Source organism: Methylobacterium sp. SyP6R (genome assembly GCF_019216885.1).
In the GTDB taxonomy this organism is placed as follows: domain Bacteria; phylum Pseudomonadota; class Alphaproteobacteria; order Rhizobiales; family Beijerinckiaceae; genus Methylobacterium.
In genome coordinates, this window is the sequence record NZ_JAAQRC020000001.1 from 1,854,193 (window position 1) to 1,875,777 (window position 21,585).

Sequence of the window (21,585 nt, forward strand, 5' to 3'; positions counted from 1 at the left end):
ACGTGCCGAACAGCGCCATCCTGGTGCCGGTCGACGTCTCGCATCTGCGCTCACTGCCGCCGCGCCCGGTCTATACCCTCGACCGCCTGCTCCAGCACGACTGGACGCACCCGCTCTCGACGGCCGCCGAGCAGGACAACCGGCCGGTTCCGGACCCGGAGGAGGCTGTTGCCGAGGAGCCGGCCGCCGAGGTCCCTCCCGCCGAAGTCTCGCCCGCCGAAGTCTCGCCCGCCGAAGTCTCGCCCGCCGAAGTCTCGCCCGCCGGGGCCGTCGCTGCGGAGGCGGTCGCTTCACGGGCCGAGCCCGTCGCCGGCGAATCGGCCGAGGCTGCCGGGCCGCCGCTGTCGGCCGGGATGCCGCGGGGCGGGATGTCCTCGGCGGATTTGCCCTCCAGCGACGTGTCCGCCATCGACCTGGCGCTCATGGGCTTCCAGCCCGTGGGCATGCCTCCCGCGGACTTCTATTCCCTGGATTTCCATTTTTCCTTGGATTTCCAGGCCATGGGCTTGGCTCTCGCGGACTTGCCTTCTGCGGACTTGCCTTCTGCGGACTTGCCGCCCGAGACGGCCGTCGAGCCTGGGATGGATGCCGTCGCGGCGGTGATCGCGCCCATGGACGAGGTGGCCGAAGCCGGCGTCGCCGGGGAGCGGAACTCTGCTCGCGACCTGCCGCCCGAGACGATCCTGCTGCCGGCGCCCGCCCCGCTGCTGGCGCTCACCTACGTGCCCTTCACGGAGACGGCCTTCCTGCCCGTTCCGGTGGCGCCCGAGCCTCCGGCCGCGCCGATGCCGCCCTCCGTCGCCGTCGAGGCCGAGGCGAAGGTCGAGACCGCGATGGAGGTGGCGCCGGCCGTCGCGTCGGAGCCCGCTCTTCCCGCCGCGCCCTTGGCCTTCACGCCGGTGCCGTGGTCGTTCATCGCTGCGGACGCGCAGCCCGTCGCGCAGCCCGGGGCGGCGTACGAACTCCCTCAGGCGCCCGTCGGGGATCGGCCTGCAGCAGAACCCACCGCTCCCGCCGCGCCGCGGGGGGCGCAGCCCTTCGTCTACGTGCCGACCGGTCGCCTCAACGCGCTGCCGCCCGCCCCGACCCTGCCCTCCCCGCCGCGTCCGCCGCGCATCATCCTGCCGGTTGCTGCGCAACCGGGGCCGGTTGCATCGCAATCAGCGCCGGTCGCTGCGCAGCCGACGACGTTCGACCCGCAGCAGCCGGTGCCGGTCTCCGAGCAGGCCGTTACCCCGGCCCCCGAGCCGGGGACGGTCGCGCCGGCACCGTCCTGGGCGCCTGCCCTGCCGGAGATGTCGCTGGCGGAGCCGCACGGGCTGGTCATCGGCACGGCCGGCCTCGATTGCGACCTCGGCCTCGATGCCGACGATGACGGGGACGACGAGGACGACATCCTGGCGCCGGTCGCCACCATCCCGCTGCGCCAGGTCTCGCGGCTGGTCGAGGTGCCCTACGAGCTGCCCTCGGTCGACCTCCTGGCCGAGCCGCGGGAATCGGACGGCAGCAACCTCGATCCCGAGATGCTGGAGGACAACGCCATCCAGCTGCAGCAGGTGATCCAGGATTTCGGGGTGCGCGGCGAGATCCTCGCCGTGCGGCCGGGCCCGGTGGTGACGCTCTACGAGATGGAGCCGGCGCCCGGCACCAAGTCGAGCCGCGTCATCTCGCTCGCCGACGACATCGCCCGCTCGATGTCGGCCATCTCCGCCCGCGTCGCCGTGGTCCAGGGCCGCAACGCCATCGGCATCGAGTTGCCGAACCTCAAGCGCGAGACGGTGTACTTACGCGAACTCCTGACCTCGCCGGCCTTCGTCGAGACCAAGCAGAAGCTCGCGCTCTGCCTCGGCAAGAATATCGGCGGCGAGGCGATCATCGCCGATCTCGCCCGCATGCCCCACCTGCTGGTCGCCGGCACCACCGGCTCGGGCAAGTCGGTCGCGATCAACACCATGATCCTGTCGCTGCTCTACCGGCTGAAGCCGGAGGAGTGCCGCCTGATCATGGTCGATCCCAAGATGCTGGAACTGTCGGTCTATGACGGCATCCCGCACCTGCTCTCGCCGGTCGTCACCGATCCCAAGAAGGCGGTCGTCGCCCTCAAATGGGCGGTGCGCGAGATGGAGGAGCGCTACAAGAAGATGGCGCGCCTCGGCGTTCGCAACATCGACGGCTTCAACGCCCGGGTGGCGGAGGCGCGCGCGCGCGGCGAGGTGATCACCCGCACCGTCCAGACCGGCTTCGACCGCGAGACCGGCGAGGCGATCTACGAGGACGAGGTGATGGACCTCACCGCCCTGCCCTACATCGTGATCGTGGTCGACGAGATGGCCGACCTGATGATGGTGGCGGGCAAGGACATCGAGGGCGCGATCCAGCGTCTCGCCCAGATGGCCCGCGCCGCCGGCCTGCATCTGATCATGGCGACGCAGCGCCCGTCGGTGGATGTCATCACCGGCACGATCAAGGCGAATTTCCCGACCCGGATCTCGTTCCAGGTGACCTCGAAGATCGACTCGCGGACGATCCTGGGCGAGATGGGCGCCGAGCAGTTGCTGGGCCAGGGCGACATGCTGTTCATGGCCGGCGGCGGCCGGACGACCCGGGTCCACGGCCCGTTCTGCTCGGACGACGAGGTCGAGCAGGTCGTGGCGCATCTCAAGCGCCAGGGCCGCCCGTCCTACCTCGACGCCGTCACGGCGGACGAGGAGGCCGAGGAGGCCGCGGCCGCCGCGCAGGACACGCCGGTCATGGACCAGGGCAGCTTCGGCGACCCGACCGCCGACCTCTACGACCAAGCGGTGGCGGTGGTGCTGCGCGACAAGAAGGCGTCGACCAGCTACATCCAGCGTCGATTGCAGATCGGCTACAACCGGGCGGCCTCGCTGATGGAGCGGATGGAGCGCGAGGGCATCGTCGGCCCCGCCAACCATGCCGGCAAGCGCGAGATCCTGATCGAGCCCGCGCCGCAGCCGGGGTCCCAGCCCGGGGCCGACGAGGCGTGAGCCGCCCCGCCGTCGCATATTCGCCACAGGGGGCGGCTCTATGGCCGGACCGGCCCCTGCGGCACGCCAGCCTTCCGGGCCGGCGTGCCGGCCTGCCCCGCCTTCGCCCATACGGAGAACCCTGCCGATGACCGGCCGTCCCCGCTCCGGCCCGCTCCGCGCGGTGTCCCTCGGCGCCGCTCTCTCGGTCGCCGCCCTGGTGAGCGCGGCGCCTGCCCAGGCGCAGGTGTCGTCGTTCCTCGACGGTCTGTTCGGCCGCAAGGACCCGGCGCCCGAGGTGCAGCCGGACGTGGCGCCCGCCGCCCCGAGCCAGGCGGCACCGGCCGGACCCTCCGCCGCCCGGGCGCCGCTTCCGCCGCGCCGGCCGACTTCCCTCGGCGGGGCCAGGGGCACTGCGCCCGAGCCGGTCGAGACCGCCGCCGTCCCGGCCGCCCCCGAGGCCGGCCGCCCGGCACAGCAGGTCGCCGCCGCCACCACCGCGGCCGCTGTCGATCCCGCCAATCCGGCCGCGGTGATCGAGCGCGCCAACGCCTATTTCAACAACGTCTCGACGCTGACCGGCAACTTCATCCAGATCGGCGCCGACGGGCGCAAGATCGGCGGCAAGCTCTACCTCGCCAAGCCCGGACGCCTGCGCTTCGACTACGACCAGCCCTCGACACTCGAGGTGATCGCCGACGGCACCTCGGTGGCCGTGCGCGACCGCAAGCTGGCGACCCAGGACCTCTACTTCATCTCGCAGACACCACTGAAATTCCTGCTCCGCGACAAGATCGACCTCGCCCGCGACCTCACCGTCACCGACGTCGCGGCCGAGCCCGGCGGCATCCGCATCGTGCTCGACGATCGCTCGACGCTGGGGGGCACCTCCCGCATCGCGCTCTACTTCGACGACGCGATGAAGACCTTGAGCCAGTGGCGGATCACCGACCCGCAGGGCTACCAGACCACCGTGCTGCTCTCCAACCTCCAGCGCGGCCGCGCCGTCGACGGCATGCTGTTCGTCATCAATTACGGCCGGGCGGTCGACAAGGAGCTGGAAGCCAAGATGCAGCAGGCCCGTCCCAACTGATCCATCCCAGTGCGCTTCGCCATCGACAGGCCGATGGCGAAGCGTCCGGCGCATGAGCGCCGACGCCCAGTCGGGCTCAGCCGGCGCGTTTGAACGCGCTGCGGTTTTACTCCTGCTTTCGAGACCTCGACCGTTGCGCCTCACCGTCAGCACCTGGAACATCAACTCGGTCCGCCTGCGCATCGACCTCGTGCGTCGCTTCCTCGACGAGGCGAAGCCCGACGTGCTCTGCCTCCAGGAGACCAAATGCCCGGACGACCGTTTCCCGTTGAAGGAGCTGCAGAGCTTCGGCTATCCGCACGTCGTCTTCGCCGGGCAAAAAGGGTATAACGGCGTCGCGATCCTCTCGCGCCTGCCGCTCGTCACCCGCGAGGTGATGAGCTTCTGCGAGCGCCAGGACGCGCGCCACATCTCGGCGGTGCTCGGACCGGAGGCGGGCCTTGCGGCCGGCATCGCGATCCACGACTTCTACGTCCCGGCCGGCGGCGACGTGCCGGACGCGAAGCTGAACGACAAATTCGCCCACAAGCTCTCCTTCATGGACGAGCTGCGCGCCTGGGGCGGCCGGCGCCCCTCGGGTCCGGCAATCCTCGTCGGCGACCTCAACGTGGCGCCGCTCGAGCACGATGTCTGGTCGCACAAGCAACTGCTCGACGTGGTCAGCCACACCCCGATCGAGACCGAGCGCCTGGAATCCCTAAGGGGCGAGGCCGGCTGGATCGACACGATGCGCCACCTGCGCCCGCCGCCGGAGAAGATCTATACGTGGTGGAGCTACCGTTCCCCCGACTGGGCGGCGGCCGACAAGGGACGGCGACTCGACCATATCTGGGTCACGCCGGACCTCGCCGATACGGTGAAGTCGGTGACGGTGGCGCGGCATGCCCGGGCCTGGGAGAAGCCGTCGGACCATGTGCCGGTGACGGTCGAATTGGAGCTGTAGAGGTTCGGCAACGACCGGATCGATCGATCTGGCGCCGAAGTCGACAGCTCTCCACGTCATCACGGGGCTCGTCGAAGACGAGAATCTGGGGTCCATAGCCGCTGACGGTGCAAGATGAGGCGACCGTCGTTCCCATGGGGCCGTCCGTCATTCAACTTGCGCTCGCCCGCGATCGAGTCTCTACTCCGGTCATGGCATCGGTCGCCCTCCAGATTCCGGACACGGTCATGCAGCAGGCACAGGATGCTGCGACGGAAGAGGGCACCCCCTGGATCAGACGCTCCTCGGCCTCATCACCGACGGCGTCGATCAGCAGCGCAGGTTCCGGACCATGCGCGAGCGCGTAGCGCGGGCCGATGTCGCTGCCGCCCTGGCAATCCTCGATCGGGCGCCGGACGTGCGCCCGACCCCGGTGACGAGATCCCGTGAGTTCCCGCGCCGACGCCGTGACGCCAATCCCATTCCAGAGCATCCGCGAGCGTTGGCACGCGGACCCGTGGTATCGGGCTTCCTACGAGGAGGTCTCTCCGGCCATGGCACTGGCCTTCGCCATGGCGGAGGGGCTCGGCAGGCCTCGACGCTCTCTCAGGCGGAGGTCGCCCGGCGCATCGGTGCCTCGCAGGCGATGGTGGCACGGTGGGAGACAGGCAAGGCAGCGCCGACCACGACCTCTCTGCGCCGTTTCGCTGAGGCGACGGGAGCCCGCCGCCGGATCGAGTGCGCCTTCGAGCGGGACTGACGGGCGAAGGGGCGGAGCGCTACGCGCCACCCCTCCCCGTCCGCCCTACCGATCCGCCTTCTCGCCCGCGGCTTCCCTGGCGACGAACCCCTTCGTCACCGGCACGATCTGAGCAAACACCGCCTCGGCCATCCGCTCCTCCTCCTTGAGAGACAGGCGCAGGGTCTCGATGTCGCGGGCGTGCCCGGCCTCCTCGGCCAGCGTGATCAGCGAGGTATAGGCGGCGATCTCGTAGGTCTCGACCGAGTAGTCGGTATAGAGGTTCTTCAAGACCTCGTCGCCGGTCACGCTGTGGACGAGCGCCGCGACATTGCCCACCGTCTGGGTCACCACGTCCTTGAGGAGCGAGCGGTCCTCGCCGTGGCGGTGCAGCAGGTCGGCGAGGCGGGTGACCTGCTGGTCGGTCTCGCTCCTGTGCAGCCGCAGCGCCTGGGTCAGGTCGGGATAGTGCTCGTAGCGCTCGATCTGGCGCTGGATCATCTGCGCCGCCTGCTTCTCCAGGGCGTGGGTGTTGCGCAGGGCCGTGACGTAGATCGCCTGCACGGTCTCGTCGCTCTTGGCCGCGGTCGCGGTCGTGGTCATCGCACATCCTCTCGTGGGGTGGAGAATGGCGGGCAAACTACGTGGGGGTATCTCGGGTTCGACCTCGGCCGTTCCCGGATGCAGCCGGCATGGGCGTGACGAAACCGCGCGCGGTCAGAATGGCACGCAGGCCACAGGGGAGTGGCAAGGGGCGACGGATCGTGTATAGGCTGCGCCACCCTCGCCCGCACACGGCGAGGTTTTTCGCCTTGGCAGACCGCGCTGGACGACATCCCGGCCCGGCCGAGCCCTTGCGGAAGGCGGCCTCCCTCAAGAGCCCGCGCACCTCGTGAACCCGTAGCACTGAAAGGACACGCGATGTCGATCACGGCGGAGCGCAAGACCGCGCTCATCAAGGAACATGCCCGCGGCGGGACCGACACCGGCTCGCCGGAAGTGCAGGTCGCGATCCTCACCGAGCGGATCCAGAACCTCACCGGGCACTTCAAGACCCACACCAAGGACAACCACTCGCGCCGCGGCCTGCTCAAGCTGGTGTCGCAGCGCCGGTCGCTCCTCGACTACCTGAAGCGCAAGGACGAGGCCCGCTACCGCGCCCTCATCGAGCGCCTCGGCATCCGCCGCTAAGGTGGACCTCACGCGGTTCGGGCACCGGTCCGGGCCGCGTTTTCGCGGGTGAGCCTCGAGGCTCCCCCGTCCCGGGTGGGCCGGAATGGGTCCGGCCGCCCTTAATCCGGGACCCGCACTGAAGAATGCGGGCCGCGACCGCCAGGGCAGGATCGCCGGTGGCTCTCAATGAGCCCCTCGCCGTCTTGCGCTGGCGCCGCCCTCCCGGACCGCAGGAAGGCATGACGAACATGTTCGACGTTCAACGCGAAGAGCTGCTGTGGGGCGGGCGCAAGCTCGTGCTCGAGACCGGCAAGGTCGCCCGCCAGGCCGACGGCGCCGTGGTCGCCACCTACGGCGAGACCTCGGTGCTCGCCACCGTGGTGTCGATGAAGGAGCCGAAGCCCGGCATCGATTTCCTGCCGCTCACGGTGAACTACCAGGAGCGCACCTACGCCGCCGGCCGCATCCCGGGCGGCTACTTCAAGCGCGAGGGCCGTCCCTCCGAGAAGGAGACCCTGGTCTCCCGCCTGATCGACCGGCCGATCCGCCCCCTCTTCGTCGAGGGCTGGCGCAACGACACCCAGCTCGTCGTCACGGTGCTCTCGCACGACCTCGAGACCGATCCCGACATCCTCGCCATGGTGGCGGCCTCCGCGGCGCTGACCCTGTCGGGCGTGCCGTTCATGGGCCCGATCGGGGCTGCCCGCGTCGGCTATGTCGGCGGTCAGTACAAGCTCAACCCGCCCATCCAGGAAATGGAGGGCTCGACCCTCGACCTCGTCGTCGCCGGCACCCAGGACGCCGTGCTGATGGTGGAGTCGGAGGCGAAGGAGCTGTCCGAGGACGTGATGCTCGGGGCCGTGATGTTCGGCCACAAGCACTTCCAGCCGGTCATCGAGGCGATCATCCGCCTCGCCGAGAAGGCCGCCAAGGAGCCGCGCAACTTCCAGCCCGCGGATAATTCCGAGGTCGAGAAGGCCGTGCTCGAGGTCGGCGAGGCCGATCTGCGCGAGGCCTACAAGAACACCGTCAAGCAGGAGCGCTACGCCGCCGTCGACGCCGTGAAGGCGAAGGTGATGGCAGCCCTCGCGCCGCCTGAGGGCGAGGCCCGCTTCGAGGCCGAGAAGATCAAGGCCGCCTTCAAGGAGGCCCAGTCGAAGGTGGTCCGCTGGAACATCCTCGACACCGGCTCCCGGATCGACGGCCGCGACGTGAAGACCGTCCGCCCGATCGTCTCCGAGGTCGGCGTGCTGCCCCGCACCCACGGCTCGGCCCTGTTCACCCGCGGCGAGACCCAGGCGCTGGTGGTGGCGACGCTGGGCACCGGCGACGACGAGCAGTTCATCGACGCGCTCTCGGGCACCTACAAGGAGACGTTCCTCCTCCACTACAACTTCCCGCCCTATTCGGTGGGCGAGACCGGCCGCATGGGCTCGCCCGGCCGCCGCGAGATCGGCCACGGCAAGCTCGCCTGGCGCGCCGTGCACCCGGTCCTGCCGGCCGCCCACGAGTTCCCCTACACGATCCGCGTCGTGTCGGAGATTACCGAGTCGAACGGCTCGTCCTCGATGGCCTCGGTCTGCGGCGCCTCGCTGTCGCTGATGGATGCCGGCGTGCCCCTGCGCCGTCCGGTGGCCGGCATCGCCATGGGCCTCATCCTCGAGGGTGAGCGCTACGCGGTGCTGTCCGACATCCTCGGCGACGAGGATCATCTCGGCGACATGGACTTCAAGGTGGCCGGCACGGAGGAGGGCATCACCTCGCTCCAGATGGACATCAAGATCGCCGGCATCACCGAGGAGATCATGCGGGTGGCGCTCGCCCAGGCCAAGGACGGTCGCGCGACCATCCTCGGCGAGATGTCCAAGGCGCTGACCGCCGCCCGTCCCGAGCTCGGCGAGCATGCGCCGCGCATCGAGACGATGCAGATTCCGACCGACAAGATCCGGGAAGTGATCGGCACCGGCGGCAAGGTGATCCGCGAGATCGTCGAGAAGACCGGCGCCAAGATCGACATCCAGGATACCGGCATCATCAAGATCGCCTCGGCCGACGGCAAGGCGATCAAGGCGGCCTACAACTGGATCCGCTCGATCGTGGCCGAGGCCGAGGTCGGCATGATCTACGAGGGCACCGTCGTGAAGACGATGGAGTTCGGCGCCTTCGTCAACTTCTTCGGCGCCAAGGACGGTCTCGTCCACATCTCCGAGCTCGCCGCCCAGCGCGTCGCCAAGGTCACCGACGTGGTGAAGGAGGGCGACAAGGTGAAGGTGAAGTTCCTCGGCCAGGACGATCGCGGCAAGATCCGCCTGTCGATGAAGGTCGTCGACCAGGAGACCGGCGAGGACCTGACGGAGAAGCTGAAGGCCCAGCGCGACGCCGACCGCTCGCGCGAGCGGCAGCCCCGCGGCGAGTGATCGCTGAGGCGGTCGGCGGGGGCCGGACGGTTTCCGCCGCCATGCCCTGGAAGCGCGGCCCTGCGGGGCCGCGCTTTTTTGTGCCCGCTGCGAAAGGCTGCGTCAGGCACGTTGATACTGCGACGTGCCTTGCATCCCGGTCGGCGGGCAACTGATTTGACGACGGATGACGCGTACCAGCGGCTCGTCGAGCAACTGGACGAGGTGCTCGGCCCCTTCGCTGGCGAGATGAGGATCATCCCCTCGCCCTTCTGGCGTCCCGTATGGGCGACCTGATCGAAGCCTACGACGAGGAGCATCGCCCGCTTCCGGTGGCCACGGGAGCCGAGGTGCTGCGCGTGATCATGGTGGAGCGCGGGTTGGGGCAATCCGATCTGCCGGAGGTCGGGGGGCCGTCGGTCGTGTCAGAGATCCCGGCCGGGAAGCGCCAGATCAACCTGCGTCAGGCGCGAGCGCTTGCAGATCGGTTCGGCTTTCCGGCCGCGCTGTTCCTGGGACTGTGAGCCGCCTGCCGCCATCATTCTTCCCGTCCGCCTCCGCCCCTGCTTAAAGGTCTGCCGCGGGCCGCAGCCGATTCGCCCGCCGGGGAGGCAGCGCATGAGCGACGATCTCGTCTTCTACACCCACCCGATGTCCCGCGGGCGCATCGTCCGTTGGATGCTGGAGGAGGTCGGGGCGCCCTACCGGACCGAAATCCTCGGCTACGGGCAGACGATGAAGGATGCCGCCTACCGCACCATCAATCCGCTCGCCAAGGTGCCTGCGCTCGTGCATCGCGGCGTGACCGTGACCGAGACGGCGGCGATCTGCGCCTACCTGGCCGATGCCTTCCCGCAGGCCGGCCTCGCCCCGGCCATCGATGATCCGGAGCGCGGCGCCTATTACCGCTGGCTGTTCTTCGCCGCCGGCCCGGTCGAGGCGGCGGTGACCGACAAGGCGCTCGGCGTCGAGGTGCCGGAGGACAGGCGCCGCATGGTCGGGTACGGCAGCATGGCGGAGGTGCTCGACGCCCTCGAAGGCGCGGTTTCGGGCAGAGACTACCTCGCCGGCGGGCGCTTCTCGGCCGCCGATCTCTATCTCGGGTCGCACCTGATGTGGGGGATGCAGTTCGGCGGCATCGAGCGACGCCCTGCCTACGAAGCCTATGTCGCCCGCCTCGCCGGCCGGCCGGCGGCCGTGCGCGCCCGGGAGATCGACGACCGGCTGATCGCACAAGCGCCGCAGGCCTGAGAGAAGCGCCGCAGGCTTGAGCGATACGCCGCAAGGGCCGAGCGGAGCTTTCGCCAGGGAACGTCCGGCCTCCGGCCGCGTTCGCACCGCGACGCAGCGGAATTCTTCCGCGACCGACCCTGACGGAGACCCCATGGCCAACGACCTGATGCACGACGTGTTCGGCGGCGAGCGCAACCTGACCACCAAGGAGCGCGCCATCTCGGTCGTGCTCGGCCTCGGGCTGGCCGCGGCGGCGGCGCAGCCCCGGCCGAACAAGTTCCTGAGCCTCGCGGCCCTGGTCGCCGGCTCGCTCCTGGCGATCCGCGGCGCCACCGGCCATTGCGCCGCCAAGTCGCTGATGAACAGCGGCTCCCACGAGCCGGCGCGGATTTGATCCCGGGGGGCGCCGATTCGGCGCCCCTTTCCTTTGTGCCTTTGTGCGAACGAAAAAAGGCCCGCACCGGGCTGCCGGCGCGGGCCTTGTCTCGTACAGGATGGCCGGCGGTGTCCCGCCGGCTTCCCGGATATCAGAGGACCGTGGTGCGGCGGCGGCCCTGGATGAAGCCGTAGATCGCCAGGACGATCACGGCGCCGACGACCGAGGCGATCAGGCCCGCGCCCTCGTTGGGCGGGTACCAGCCGGTGAGCTGACCCAGGAACGTCGCCACGAAGGCGCCGACGATGCCCAGCAGCGTGGTCATGATGAAGCCGCTCGGCTCGTTGGCCGAGCCGGGCATGATGAACTTGGCGATGACACCGGCGACGAAGCCGATGATGATGGTCCACAGGATCGCAAGCATTGGGGTCTGCCCTTCGGCTCCGCTTCGATGCAGGGCAAACGCACGAGGTCCGGCCATGGTTGCGCCGAACTTCGCGCTTCGGAACGCTGTGGATGGCGCGAGGCCTTTACGTGGCCCTCGGTTCGGCGGCACAAGGCGCCGGAGCGCCATTCCAGCGCCTCGAGGAGTGTTTCGATGACCATCACCCGTTTCGACACCGGCCCCCGGATGAGCCAGGCGGTGGTCCATAACGGCACCGCCTACCTCGCCGGCCAGGTCGCGGACAACGTCTCGAACAACGAGGGCGTCGAGGCGCAGACCAAGGACATCCTGGCCCAGATCGACGCGCTGCTCGCGACCGTCGGCAGCGACAAGACCCGTCTGCTCTCGGCCACGATCTACCTCGCCGACATGTCGACCTTCGCCGAGATGAACCGTGCCTGGGACGGCTGGGTCGCCGAAGGCCACACCCCGGCCCGCGCCACCGTCGAGGCGAAGCTCGCCGGCCCGCAATACAAGGTCGAGATCTCGATCATCGCCGCGGTCAAGGCCTGACATGCGGCTCCTCCGGCGCGGCTTCCTGCGGGCGACCACCGCCTGCCTTCTCGCTCTGGCGGCTGGGTTCCCGACGGGGCCAGCAGTCGCGGCCGCGCCGGAGCGGGTCGTCAACATCTACAACTGGTCGGATTATATCGACCCCAAGATGCTCGACGCCTTCACGCGCGAGACCGGCATCAAGGTCGTCTACGACACCTACGACACCAACGAGATCCTCGAGACCAAGCTGCTCGCCGGCCGCTCGGGCTACGACCTCGTGGTGCCGACGGGGCCCTTCCTGCAGCGCCTGATCAAGGCCGGCGCCTTCCAGCCCCTCGACAAGGCCAAGCTGCCGAACCTCAAGCACGCCTGGCCCGAGGTGACGGCGCGGCTCGCGGCCTACGATCCGGGCAACGCCTACGCCGTCGACTACATGTGGGGCACCACCGGCATCGGGGTGAACACCGCGCTCGTGCGCGAGCGCTTGGGGCCCAACCAGCCGCTCAACACCTGGGACATCGTCCTGCGCCCGGAGCTGATCGCCAAGCTCAAGGATTGCGGCGTCACGATGCTGGATTCTCCCGACGATATCATTCCGAGCGTGCTCCAGGCGCTCGGGCTGAAGCCCGATTCGCGCCGGGTCGACGACCTCGACAAGGCGGGCGACGCGCTGTTCCGCATCCGCGGCGCGGTGCAGAAGTTCCACTCCTCCGAGTACATCAACCAGCTCGCCAATGGCGACGTCTGCCTCTCGGTCGGCTATTCGGGCGACATCCTGCAGGCCCGCCGTCGCGCCCGCGAGGCCAAGAACGACGTCGACATCGCCTATTACATCCCGCAGCAGGGCGCCCTGATGTGGTTCGATGCCTTCGCGATCCCCAAGGACGCGGCCCACGCGGCGGAGGCCCACGCCTTCATCGACTTCATGATGCGGCCCGAGGTGGCGGCGGCCAACACCAACTTCGTCTCCTACGCGAGCGGCAACCTGGCGGCGAAGACCCTGATCCGCCCCGAGATCCTGTCCGATCCCGGCATCTACCCGGACGAGGCGACCTTCCGGCGGCTGTTCACCAACACCGCCTACGACGACCGCACCCAGCGGGTGGTGACGCGGCTCTGGACCCGCGTCCGCACCGGGCGGTGAGGCCCAAGGTCCGGCCAAGCTCCGGCCAAGTCCCGGGCAAGTTCGAGCCGCGTTTGGACCAAACGGCCGGTACTGCCGGCACGGACGGCATGCTAACCGGGAGGGATGGGTGATCCGTGCGAACCCGTCCTGATGATGCTCCGCGATGCCGGCGAGGCGGTGCCGCCCCTCGCCGGGCAGCTCGCCGCCAAGGGCTACGGCATCGTCGATGCCGTGGGGACGGAACTGGATCCGGTGCCGGCCGCCATCGCCGGAGGGTGGGTGGTCGATCTGGCGCTGGTGAGCCCGGGCCTGTCGGCCTCGCCGGAGCTGCCGGGCATCGCCGCGCGCCTGCGGGTGGCCTGGCCCCGCCTGCCGCTGGTCTGCTTGCCCGAGGCCGCTGCCGTCCCCGGCCTGCCCTCCCTGTCCCGGGACATGAGCCTGTCCGAGATTTGCGAGCGCCTGGACGACCTGATGCTGGCGGCCGCGGAGATGCGCGCCGAGGCCGAGAGGCTGCACTGGATGGCCACCGGTTTCGCCGCGCGAGTGCGGCAGGCGCGCCTCGGGCTCGGACATGCCGTCGCCGATGCGCAGCGTCTCCTCGCCGAGGTCCGGCGTCTCCCCGGGAAGGGCGGGCCGGACGACGGCCTGTCGTGAGGACGGCCCCCTCTTGGCGAGAGAGGGCCGGGACTCATCAATCCTTGAGGTCGTCCGGCACCTTGCCGCCGTTCTCCTCCAGCTTCTTGATGACCTGCTTGTGCAGCCACACGTTCATCGTGGCCGAGTCGTCGGTGTCGCCGGTGTAGTTCAGCTCCTTGGCGAGCTCCTTGCGGGCCGACAGGCTGCTGTCGAGATGGAGCAGCTTCATCAGATCGACGATCGAGGTGCGCCAGTTGAGCGGCTGCCCGGCCTTCGCGGCGAGGTCGTTGAGCACCGCCTCGACATCGACCTTCCCGTCGACCTTCGGCACGCTGGCGCCCGAAGACGCGTCCGAGCCGCCGCCGAGTGCGCCGCCCGTGGAGGTGTCGGTCTTCGGCGCGTCCGACGTCTGCGCCTGGGCGTCGCCGCCGCCGAAGGGGTGCAGGATCTTGCTGACGATCGTCCCGAGCAGGCTCATCGTGTCATCCTCCGTCAAGGGCTCATGGTGGCGCCCGCGACCATGCGGCCGTGGGCGGATATAGGGTGCGCTCGCCCTGCGGCACCGTCGTCACGGTAACGAACCGCCCCGCTTCCCGTTCCTCGCCGCAGGGGAGATGCGCGCTTCCGGCCGCTTCACGGACCCGCCGGATCGGGTAAGGACGTTGCGCCGGCCTCGACACGGGGCCGATGAGATCGAAGGCCGTGGACGAGGCATGACAGGGGATCCGATCCGCCGGGCGCTCGACGACGTCTGGTACTGCGTCGGCGAGAGCCGCAGCCTGCGGCCCGGGGGTATGCGGTCTGTGAGCCTCGGCGAGGAGGCCGTGGTGGTCGGGCGCGAGGAATCGGGTGCGCTGTTCGCGCTGCGCGACCGCTGCCCCCATCGCGGCATGGCGCTCTCGGCCGGCCGCATCGTCGACGGCAACCTCGTCTGCCCGTTCCACGGCTGGCAGTTCCGGCCCGACGGCGCCTGCGCGGCGATTCCGGCCCTCGCCCGCCGGGACGACGCCAACTTCGCCTCGGTCCGCCTCGCCCGCTTCGCGATTGCCGAGAAATCCGGCCTGATCTGGATCCATGCGAGCGCGAATCCCGCGGGTGCGAACCCGGACGCGGCGCCGCCGATCCCGGAGGTCGAGTTCAAGTATTGCGGCCAGCTCGTCGAGATCCTGGAGGTCGAGGCCTCGTTCGACCTCGTCGCCCTGAGCTTCGTCGATCCGGCCCACGTCGCCTACGTGCACGATTCCTGGTGGTGGCGCCCGTCGAAGACCATGAAGGAGAAGGTGAAGCACTTCGCGCCCTCGCCCTTCGGCTTCACCATGACGAGCCACACCGCGAAGACCGCCTCCCTCGCCTACCGCCTGCTCGGCTCGATCCCGGAGGTCGAGATCGAGTTCCGGCTGCCGGGGGTGCGGCTGGAGCGGATCACCGCCGGCGAGAAGCGCTTGGCCAACTACACCTTCGCCGCGCCGCTGGCGAACGGGCGCACCGCGCTCATCAATGCGATGTACTGGAACATTCCGGCGCTCAACCTGCTCAAGCCCGTCGCCCGGCCGCTGATGCGCCAGTTCCTCGGCCAGGACCGGGACGTGCTCCAGATCGCCCAGCGCGGCCTCGACCGGAAGCCCGCCATGGTGCTGATGGGCGAGAGCGACGTGCAGTCGCAATGGTATTTCAGCCTCAAGCGCGAGTTCCTGCGCGCCCGCGAGGCCGAGGCTGCCTTCGTCAATCCCTTGGAGCCGCGGGAACTGCGCTGGCGCAGCTGAGTTCGGCCTGGGAATTCCATCCTGGGTAGAGGCCCTGACGCAGAATTCTTCCGGTTGTGTGTCCGGGCGCTATCGCGACCCGCATCGTTTGGCCTATTCAGGGTCGAGTCGCTGCCCGGAGAATCGGATGTCCGAGGACATCTTCCGCATCATCTACAAGAGTGCCGCCGCGCATCCGGCGGATGTGATGCTGGGTCACGGCCATATCGCGAACCTGCTCGCCACGGCCCGGCAGCGCAACCGGGCGGCCGATGTCTCGGGCGTCCTGGTCTATACCGGCCTCGGCTTCTTCCAGGTGCTGGAGGGCCCGCGATCCAGCGTCCAGCCGATCTTCGAATCGATCCTGGCCGATCGGCGCCATCACACCCTGGCGGTGATCGAGATGGATTTCACCGCCGAGCGCCGCTTCGACGGCTGGGCCATGGGGTTTCTCGGTACCACCCGCGAACTCGACGACCGGCTCAACGGCATCGGGCTCGGCCCGGTCGGGGGGCCCGAGACCCTGGACCGGCTCCTGCGCCGGACCCTGCTCGTCCTCGTCGACAGCCCGATCAGCATGCCGTGGCTCGGTGCGCGCGAGGATGGTCTCGGGGCCGCCCTCGCGCGGCGGTTCTGACCTGACAGCCTGTTTGAGGGGATTGCTCTGCTGTAAGCTGAGAGTGACACGGCTTCCGGAGGATTCCTTCCGGACGCCGTATCACCAGTTCATCCCGCTGCCAGCACCGCCACCGCCACCGCCGGCCCGCAGGTTGACGCGAAGGCGGCTGCTTCGGCGGCGAGGCGCGGCGCGATCAGGTCCGCCAAATCCTCCGCCGGATGCCCGAGGCGCGCGGCGAGGCGCGTGGCGACGAAGCGGCCGGCGCCGCAGTACACGATCGGCGCCGTCTCGAACAGCTCGCCGCGGGACAGGATCAGGCCGGCGGCATCGTGCAGCAGACGCAGCTGCGCCTCGGCGAAGAAGCCCGCGAGTCGCACCCAGTCCTCCTCCGAGCCCTCGTGGCGGTCGCGGCCGATCATCCGGGCGAGGCGGATCTCGGTCTCGGGGATGGACTTGCCCTTGAGGTCGGCACTGTCCTGCTGGTCCTCCGCCTCCGGCAGCAGCCCGAGCAGGCGGTAGGCGTCGGCCGTGGTGGCGAAGCACTCCGCCATCAGCGCCGTGCGCCGGCCGCGGAACGGCGCGGTCTGCGACAGGGCCAGCAGCGGCGTGCGGACCACGCCGGTATAGACCAGCTCCCCCGTCTCGAGCCGCTCGGCATCGCTGTAGCCGATCGGGCGGGGCTGCCCGCCCCGGATCGGGATCAGGTCGGCGGTGGTCGATCCGATATCGACGAGGAGCGCGTCCGGCCGTAAGGCTCCGATCAGGGCGGCGGTGGCGTGCCAGTTGGCGCTGGCGATGTCGGGGGCATGGGACGAGGCCGCGTCGGGCGCGACGAGGCCCGCCCGCCCGGCATAGACCGCCACCTCGCCTTGCAGGGTCCTGGCGGCCCAGGCAGCGAGTTGCGCCACGCCGTCGGCGCGGTCGGCGAAGCAGTCGGTCAGCTCTCCGGTCATCGTCACCGCGTGACGGGCGGGTTCCCGGGTCCAGTCCGGCAGGGCCGCGAAGGTGGCATCCAGCGCCGGCAGGCCGTTCCAGAGCGGGCACGGCGCCTGGACCACCGCCTGCACGCGGTCATCCTCGACCAGCGCCGCCTTGACATGGACCCCGCCGAGGTCCCAGCCGATGACGCGACGGAGCGAGGCGGAGGGATGGAGATGGGTCACGGTCGGGTCTCGCACGGGATGGATCGGGGCGGGGTGGCATGAGCGGGCCCGCTTCCGCAACCCGGACCGAGGTGGTGCCGGTCCTCGATCTGCGCGGCGGCGTGGTGGTGCGGGCGCGCGCCGGCGACCGCGAGGCTTACGCGCCGATCGTCACGCCGCTCTCGGGCAGCCCCGCCCCTGCCGAGGTGGCGCACGGCCTCCTCGCAGCCTGGCCGGCGCGCCGGCTCTACGTCGCCGATCTCGACGCGATCATGGACGGGACGCCGCCGGACCTCGACTCCCTGAGGGCGATCACGGCGTCCTGCCCGGGGGTGGAGCTTTGGGTCGATGCAGGTTTCTCGACCGACGAGGGCGTGGCGGCCTTCCTGGCTGCGGGCTCAGGCCGGCCGGTGCTCGGCAGCGAGAGCCAGGCCGATGCGATGCTGGTGCGTCGGATCGGCGCCCGGGCGATACTCTCCCTCGACAGCCGCGATGGCGTGCCGATGGGCGCGGCCGAGCTGCACGTGGACCCGTCGGCTTGGCCGCCGGAGGTGATCGTGATGACCCTGTCGCGGGTCGGCAGCGGTGCGGGGCCGGATCTCGCGACCTTACGCGCCCTCAAGGCGCGATCGCCTCACACGGCCTTCTACGCAGCCGGGGGCCTGCGCGGGCCGGAGGACCTGCCGGTGCTGGAGGCGGCGGGCGCCGCCGGGGTGCTGGTGGCGAGCGCGATCCATGACGGGCGGCTGCGGGCCTGAACCGCGAGGACCCGCAAACGAGAAGGGAGGGCCCCGTAAGGGCCCTCCCGATGTTGCATTCAGCGTCCGAGGAAGATGGAGGCCAGTCGCTGGAACAGTCCCTGCGGCGGAGGCGGCGGGGGCGGCGGGGGAGGTGCCGCTGGCTGTTCCGGACGGTTTCCTGTCTAGGCGACGTTCGCCGCGAAGGGGTGCTGGGCGGTCTTGTACTGCTGCGTGACCTCGGCGGCGGTCGGCGTGCCCTTGATGGCGCGCTCGATCGACAGCTTCGTGGCCTCGTAGTTGTACTTCTCGATCTTGGCGTCGTCCGCGGCTTCCCAGTGGATGAACACGCCGACCAGGATGTACAGGTCGTCGGCCTCGGCGGCCGGGATGATGCCCTCGGCCACGCAATCCTGCACCGCCTTGGCGACGGCGTGCTGGGCCGGGCCGAACATCTGGACGGCCTGGCGGGCGTCGTTGATGGTCACCTTGTTGAACAGCAGGGTGTTGGGCTTGCACGGCAGGTTCGGCGCCACCACCGCGAGCAGGCTGGTGAAGCCGTGCTTGTTGTTGGTCAGGCTGTTGCAGAACGCCGTCTCGGCGGCGCTGCCGCGCGGGCCGATGATGAGGTCGATATGGGCGACCTCGTTGCCGTCACCGACGAGGGCCTCGCCCACCATCACCTTATTGATCGTCGCCATGTGGGGGTTCTCCCAAATATCGATAAGGTTAGCCGGCCGCTGGAACAGTGCGGCGCAGCACCGCCATCCTTGCTGTCGGCGTTCAGCGCGAGCCGAACCGGTTCTCTGGATGGCGGGCGGACCCTACAGCGCCGCCGAACCCTGAACAAGCCGGCTCGACCGGTACATTGGGCCATTTTGCGCCCGGCGACGGAAGGAAAGCCGGGTCTGGGTTAAGACTTATTGGCAGGTTGCGCGGGCTCTCCGTCCTTCAGGCGCTGCACGGCGTCGAGGAACAGCGTCGCCACCGTGAGGTCGGCGCTGGTACCGGGGTTGAACCCGGCGGTCTTGAGTGCGGAATCGTGGGCCAGCAGGGCCGCCCGCGCGCCCTCCCCCAGGGTCAGCCCGCGCAGGGCGGAAGCGGCCTCCGCCCGCACCCGCTCGGCGGTCGCCGCGCCGAACTTGCGGGCGATGTGGCTGTCGGGGAATCCGGTCAGGAAGGCGAGATGGACCGCCGTCGTGGTCCAGGGCTCGGCCAAGCCCCGGGCGCGGGCCGCCGCCAAGGCGGGCAGGCCGACCGTGAACAAGTCCTCGAACCCGCTGACGTAGGCGCGCGCGATCCGGTCGCGCACCGCCGCCTCCGCCATGGCGGCGAGGAACGGGGGCGGCGGGCCCTCGGCCGTCACGTCGTGGCGCGCCGCACTGCCGAGCCCGCCGGGATTGGCGAGCCGGATCGCCGCGTAGAGTCCGGCCGCATCGGCCGCGTCGAGCCCGGCCAGCACGCAACCAAGGCCGTCGCGCAACGGCCCGGGCCGCTCGGCCGCGGCGGCCAGCGGGGCGCAGAGCAGCACGATGCCGAGATTGGTGTTCTGGCCGACGCCTGCGCGGGTGGCGGCCACCGCGCCCTCGATCCGCGCCCCGACCCGGGCGCCGGGCGCCGTGAGAGGGGGGGCGGAGAGCGCGGCGCTCGCCTCGAAATCCGCGACGCTCATCCGGTGCCCGGCGGCGTGGACGTGGACGTTGCCGGGCTTGATCGCCGCCAGTTCCGCCCGGCAGGCCGCGAGATAGGCTTCTGCGATCGTCGCCGGGGCAAGGGCCGGCGGGGCAAGGGCCGGCATCACGCCCCCTCGGCGACGAGGCGCGGCGTCCGCCCCGCCCGGACCGCCGCCAGGAAGCCGGCCGCGACCTCCCGGGCGATGTCGACCGGCGTGACCTGCTGCAGGCCCGACCAGGCCGGCATGCTGTTGACTTCGAGCACCTGGAAGCCGCCCTCCCCGTCCTCCACGAGGTCGATTCCCGTGTAGCCGCATCCCACCGCGTCGGCGGCCGCCTCTGCGAGCGCCACCGCCCGGACCGGCGGGCGCCAGGGCAGCGGCCGGCCGCCGCGATGGACGTTGGTGATCCAGCCGTCGCCCTGGCGGATCATCCCGGCGATGGCCCGGCCGGCGCAGACGAAGACCCGGTAATCCTGCCAGGCCCCGTCATGGCGGGCGACGTAGCGTTGCAGGTAGTAGACTCGCCCGACCAGTTCCTCGGGCGGCAGCTCGTCGGGCCGTGAGATGAGCTGCAGCCCCTCCCCTTGCGAGCCGAACAGAGGCTTGAGCACCAGCGGCCGCCCGGGACCCGCCTCACGGGCCACCACCTCGGCGGCGGCGTCCCGGCGCGAGAGCACGAAGGTCTCCGGCGTCGGGATGCGGTGGCGGGCGAGCAGCAGGCTCGTCATCGCCTTGTCGACCGAGCGCTCGATGGCCTGCGGCCCGTTCCACACCGTGGTGCCGGCGGCCACGAGCGCGTGCAGGGCGCCGAGCCGCATCGTCGTCGCCTCGAAGGTGCCGCCCGCGATGGTGCGCAGGAGCACCCCGTCCGGCAGGTCGCCGCCGAAGCCCGGCACCCGAAGGGGCTCCGGATATCCGGTCTCGATCGTGACGTCGGCCAGCGAGAACAGGACCGGCGCCGCGCCGAGATCCGTCAGGGCGGTCAGCAGCCGGGCCTTGTGCCAGGCGCCGTTATCGGCCGCGAGCCCGATCCGCATCGATCGGTTCTCTCAAGCGAAGGAGCGCGCCACCAACTCCGGCACCAACCGGCCGGCGCGGTGGCTGGCGCCGGAGCGCAGCGAGGTCACGATCACCTCGGCCGGGCTGAACAGGTGCTTGTCGATGGCGTAGAAATCGCCGTTGAAGCGGGAAAAGATCTCCGCGAAGGGCGCACCGTGGTCGCGCGAGGTGGTGCTCGGCAGGGCCTCGGCCAGTCCCTTGGCGTCGGCATCGTCGGCCTCGACGAAGAGCTGCACCCGCCCGCCATAGATGATCGCGTCGTTGGTGCGGCCCATCGCCTGGATGAAGTCCGGATGCGGTGGGCTCAACGGCGCGGCGCCGAGCCCGTCGACGATGGCATTGAGGTCGAACCCGACCGAATGCGCCTTATGCAGCGCCACCTCCAGCACCCGGGCGACCACCTGGGTCGCGCCGGCGAGGCTCTGGGTCGGGGCGTAGACGAAGGTCACGTCGGACGGCGCCACGCCCGCGGCACTCGCGACCTTGGCGGTCACCGAGGCCGGCGGCGGGCTGCCCGATTCGAGCACCAGGGCGATGCGCGAGGCCTCGTCGCGATAGGCCAGTTCCTCGAACAGGTGCTCCACGGCGGCAGCCGCCCGGCCGGGGCCGGAGCCGAGGGCGAAGAAGCCCGAATCGCCCTCCTCGTCGGCGAGGCTCCAGCCGGCATACTGGCTGCCGAGGCAGGCGAGCACCGGGTCGGCGCTGTGCACGGTCAGGGTGAAGGGCCAGGCCTCCAGCGGGCCGGCGGGGCTCACCGTCACGGTGCCGAGGCCGCCTAAGCAGATCTCGGCGATGCGCCGTCCGGCCTCGATCGAGCCGCGCACCCCCGCCCCGGCATCGATCAGCCGCGCCCCTTCCGGCGCCCGCGTCACGGCGAGCCGGAGCTTCACGGCATCGGCGGCCAGGGCCTCGACCAGGGGAGCGGCGAGCGCGTTCACGCTCGGGCGGGACGGGGCGGCGGATGAACTCATGGATAACTCCCTCGGGTCCGGG

22 protein-coding genes and 1 pseudogene are annotated in these 21,585 nt (G+C 70.3%); 15 read left to right on the forward strand and 8 right to left on the reverse strand.

The genetic code is table 11. The features are described 5' to 3' along the window. Positions 1-1,454: 1,454 nt before the first annotated feature. The 4 genes and pseudogenes from HBB12_RS34470 to relB all read left to right on the forward strand — a co-directional run. Positions 1,455-3,005 (forward strand): annotated as a pseudogene (locus tag HBB12_RS34470) (DNA translocase FtsK); the annotation flags it as partial. A 127-nt stretch (positions 3,006-3,132) separates the two neighbouring features. Next, positions 3,133-4,077 carry an outer-membrane lipoprotein carrier protein LolA gene (locus HBB12_RS08540; RefSeq protein WP_236988950.1) on the forward strand — a complete coding sequence of 315 codons (945 nt, stop codon included), beginning with the start codon at positions 3,133-3,135 and terminating at the stop codon, positions 4,075-4,077. A gap of 133 nt (positions 4,078-4,210) precedes the next feature. Continuing rightward, positions 4,211-5,020 carry an exodeoxyribonuclease III gene (gene xth / locus HBB12_RS08545; RefSeq protein WP_236988951.1) on the forward strand — a complete coding sequence of 270 codons (810 nt, stop codon included), beginning with the start codon at positions 4,211-4,213 and terminating at the stop codon, positions 5,018-5,020. 331 nt (positions 5,021-5,351) lie between these two features. Next, positions 5,352-5,759 carry a type II toxin-antitoxin system RelB family anti-toxin gene (gene relB, locus HBB12_RS34475; RefSeq protein ID WP_442919242.1) on the forward strand — a complete coding sequence of 136 codons (408 nt, stop codon included), beginning with the start codon at positions 5,352-5,354 and terminating at the stop codon, positions 5,757-5,759. A gap of 45 nt (positions 5,760-5,804) precedes the next feature. Here the strand turns inward: relB and HBB12_RS08550 are convergent, their stop codons facing one another. Further along, positions 5,805-6,341: a DUF892 family protein gene (locus tag HBB12_RS08550; protein ID WP_236988952.1), complete on the reverse strand. Its 537-nt coding sequence runs from the start codon at positions 6,339-6,341 to the stop codon at positions 5,805-5,807. A gap of 318 nt (positions 6,342-6,659) precedes the next feature. On the opposite strand from HBB12_RS08550, the gene rpsO reads away from it, so the two are divergent. The 5 genes from rpsO to HBB12_RS08575 all read left to right on the forward strand — a co-directional run bounded on the left by rpsO (position 6,660) and on the right by HBB12_RS08575 (position 10,934). Next, positions 6,660-6,929: a 30S ribosomal protein S15 gene (rpsO, locus tag HBB12_RS08555; protein ID WP_048427462.1), complete on the forward strand. Its 270-nt coding sequence runs from the start codon at positions 6,660-6,662 to the stop codon at positions 6,927-6,929. 230 nt (positions 6,930-7,159) lie between these two features. Further along, positions 7,160-9,328 (forward strand): polyribonucleotide nucleotidyltransferase, encoded by a 2,169-nt coding sequence (gene pnp, locus HBB12_RS08560; RefSeq protein ID WP_236988953.1) that lies wholly within the window; start codon positions 7,160-7,162, stop codon positions 9,326-9,328. 263 nt (positions 9,329-9,591) lie between these two features. Beyond that, positions 9,592-9,831 (forward strand): helix-turn-helix domain-containing protein, encoded by a 240-nt coding sequence (locus HBB12_RS08565; RefSeq protein ID WP_236988954.1) that lies wholly within the window; start codon positions 9,592-9,594, stop codon positions 9,829-9,831. Between the two features lie 94 nt (positions 9,832-9,925). After that, positions 9,926-10,558, forward strand: a complete 633-nt coding sequence (locus tag HBB12_RS08570) for a glutathione S-transferase family protein (RefSeq protein WP_236988955.1) — start codon at positions 9,926-9,928, stop codon at positions 10,556-10,558. A 133-nt stretch (positions 10,559-10,691) separates the two neighbouring features. Further along, the gene (locus tag HBB12_RS08575; protein ID WP_236988956.1) at positions 10,692-10,934 is read left to right on the forward strand and encodes a YgaP-like transmembrane domain; all 243 of its coding nucleotides are present in this window, start codon (positions 10,692-10,694) and stop codon (positions 10,932-10,934) included. Positions 10,935-11,067: 133 nt separating this feature from the next. On the opposite strand, the gene HBB12_RS08580 is transcribed toward HBB12_RS08575, so the two are convergent. After that, a complete protein-coding gene (locus HBB12_RS08580) occupies positions 11,068-11,340 on the reverse strand; it encodes a GlsB/YeaQ/YmgE family stress response membrane protein (RefSeq protein ID WP_236988957.1) in 273 nt (90 codons plus the stop codon). Between the two features lie 174 nt (positions 11,341-11,514). Between HBB12_RS08580 and HBB12_RS08585 the strand changes: the two genes are divergently transcribed. The 3 genes from HBB12_RS08585 (at position 11,515) to HBB12_RS08595 (ending at position 13,636) form a co-directional block, all read left to right on the forward strand. Beyond that, on the forward strand, positions 11,515-11,874 hold the full coding sequence (locus HBB12_RS08585; protein WP_236988958.1) for a RidA family protein: 360 nt from the start codon (positions 11,515-11,517) through the stop codon (positions 11,872-11,874). 1 nt (position 11,875) lies between these two features. Then, the gene (locus tag HBB12_RS08590; protein ID WP_236988959.1) at positions 11,876-13,000 is read left to right on the forward strand and encodes a polyamine ABC transporter substrate-binding protein; all 1,125 of its coding nucleotides are present in this window, start codon (positions 11,876-11,878) and stop codon (positions 12,998-13,000) included. Positions 13,001-13,132: 132 nt separating this feature from the next. Further along, positions 13,133-13,636, forward strand: a complete 504-nt coding sequence (locus HBB12_RS08595) for a hypothetical protein (protein ID WP_236988960.1) — start codon at positions 13,133-13,135, stop codon at positions 13,634-13,636. A 37-nt stretch (positions 13,637-13,673) separates the two neighbouring features. Here the strand turns inward: HBB12_RS08595 and HBB12_RS08600 are convergent, their stop codons facing one another. Beyond that, complete coding sequence (locus tag HBB12_RS08600; protein WP_236988961.1) at positions 13,674-14,096, reverse strand: DUF3597 domain-containing protein; 423 nt, start codon at positions 14,094-14,096, stop codon at positions 13,674-13,676. A 235-nt stretch (positions 14,097-14,331) separates the two neighbouring features. Here HBB12_RS08600 and HBB12_RS08605 point away from each other — a divergent pair, with 235 nt between their 5' ends. Together HBB12_RS08605 and HBB12_RS08610 are read left to right on the forward strand one after the other, a co-directional pair. Further along, positions 14,332-15,381 carry a Rieske 2Fe-2S domain-containing protein gene (locus tag HBB12_RS08605; protein WP_236988962.1) on the forward strand — a complete coding sequence of 350 codons (1,050 nt, stop codon included), beginning with the start codon at positions 14,332-14,334 and terminating at the stop codon, positions 15,379-15,381. A gap of 127 nt (positions 15,382-15,508) precedes the next feature. Further along, on the forward strand, positions 15,509-15,997 hold the full coding sequence (locus HBB12_RS08610; protein WP_236988963.1) for a BLUF domain-containing protein: 489 nt from the start codon (positions 15,509-15,511) through the stop codon (positions 15,995-15,997). A gap of 89 nt (positions 15,998-16,086) precedes the next feature. Here HBB12_RS08610 and HBB12_RS08615 read toward each other — a convergent pair whose 3' ends face one another. Then, the gene (locus HBB12_RS08615) at positions 16,087-17,142 is read right to left on the reverse strand and encodes a hydantoinase/oxoprolinase family protein (protein WP_236988964.1); all 1,056 of its coding nucleotides are present in this window, start codon (positions 17,140-17,142) and stop codon (positions 16,087-16,089) included. Positions 17,143-17,180: 38 nt separating this feature from the next. Here HBB12_RS08615 and HBB12_RS08620 point away from each other — a divergent pair, with 38 nt between their 5' ends. Continuing rightward, on the forward strand, positions 17,181-17,879 hold the full coding sequence (locus HBB12_RS08620) for a HisA/HisF-related TIM barrel protein (protein ID WP_236988965.1): 699 nt from the start codon (positions 17,181-17,183) through the stop codon (positions 17,877-17,879). Positions 17,880-18,043: 164 nt separating this feature from the next. Here HBB12_RS08620 and fae read toward each other — a convergent pair whose 3' ends face one another. From fae to mch, 4 genes are all read right to left on the reverse strand, one after another. Beyond that, positions 18,044-18,559: a formaldehyde-activating enzyme gene (gene fae, locus HBB12_RS08625; RefSeq protein WP_139033699.1), complete on the reverse strand. Its 516-nt coding sequence runs from the start codon at positions 18,557-18,559 to the stop codon at positions 18,044-18,046. A 212-nt stretch (positions 18,560-18,771) separates the two neighbouring features. Further along, the gene (locus HBB12_RS08630; protein ID WP_236988966.1) at positions 18,772-19,656 is read right to left on the reverse strand and encodes a triphosphoribosyl-dephospho-CoA synthase; all 885 of its coding nucleotides are present in this window, start codon (positions 19,654-19,656) and stop codon (positions 18,772-18,774) included. Next, positions 19,656-20,570 carry an ATP-grasp domain-containing protein gene (locus HBB12_RS08635; RefSeq protein ID WP_236988967.1) on the reverse strand — a complete coding sequence of 305 codons (915 nt, stop codon included), beginning with the start codon at positions 20,568-20,570 and terminating at the stop codon, positions 19,656-19,658. The genes HBB12_RS08630 and HBB12_RS08635 overlap by 1 nt, the downstream gene beginning before the upstream one ends. Positions 20,571-20,582: 12 nt before the next feature. Further along, positions 20,583-21,563, reverse strand: a complete 981-nt coding sequence (gene mch / locus HBB12_RS08640) for a methenyltetrahydromethanopterin cyclohydrolase (RefSeq protein ID WP_236988968.1) — start codon at positions 21,561-21,563, stop codon at positions 20,583-20,585. Between the last annotated feature and the right edge of the window lie 22 nt (positions 21,564-21,585).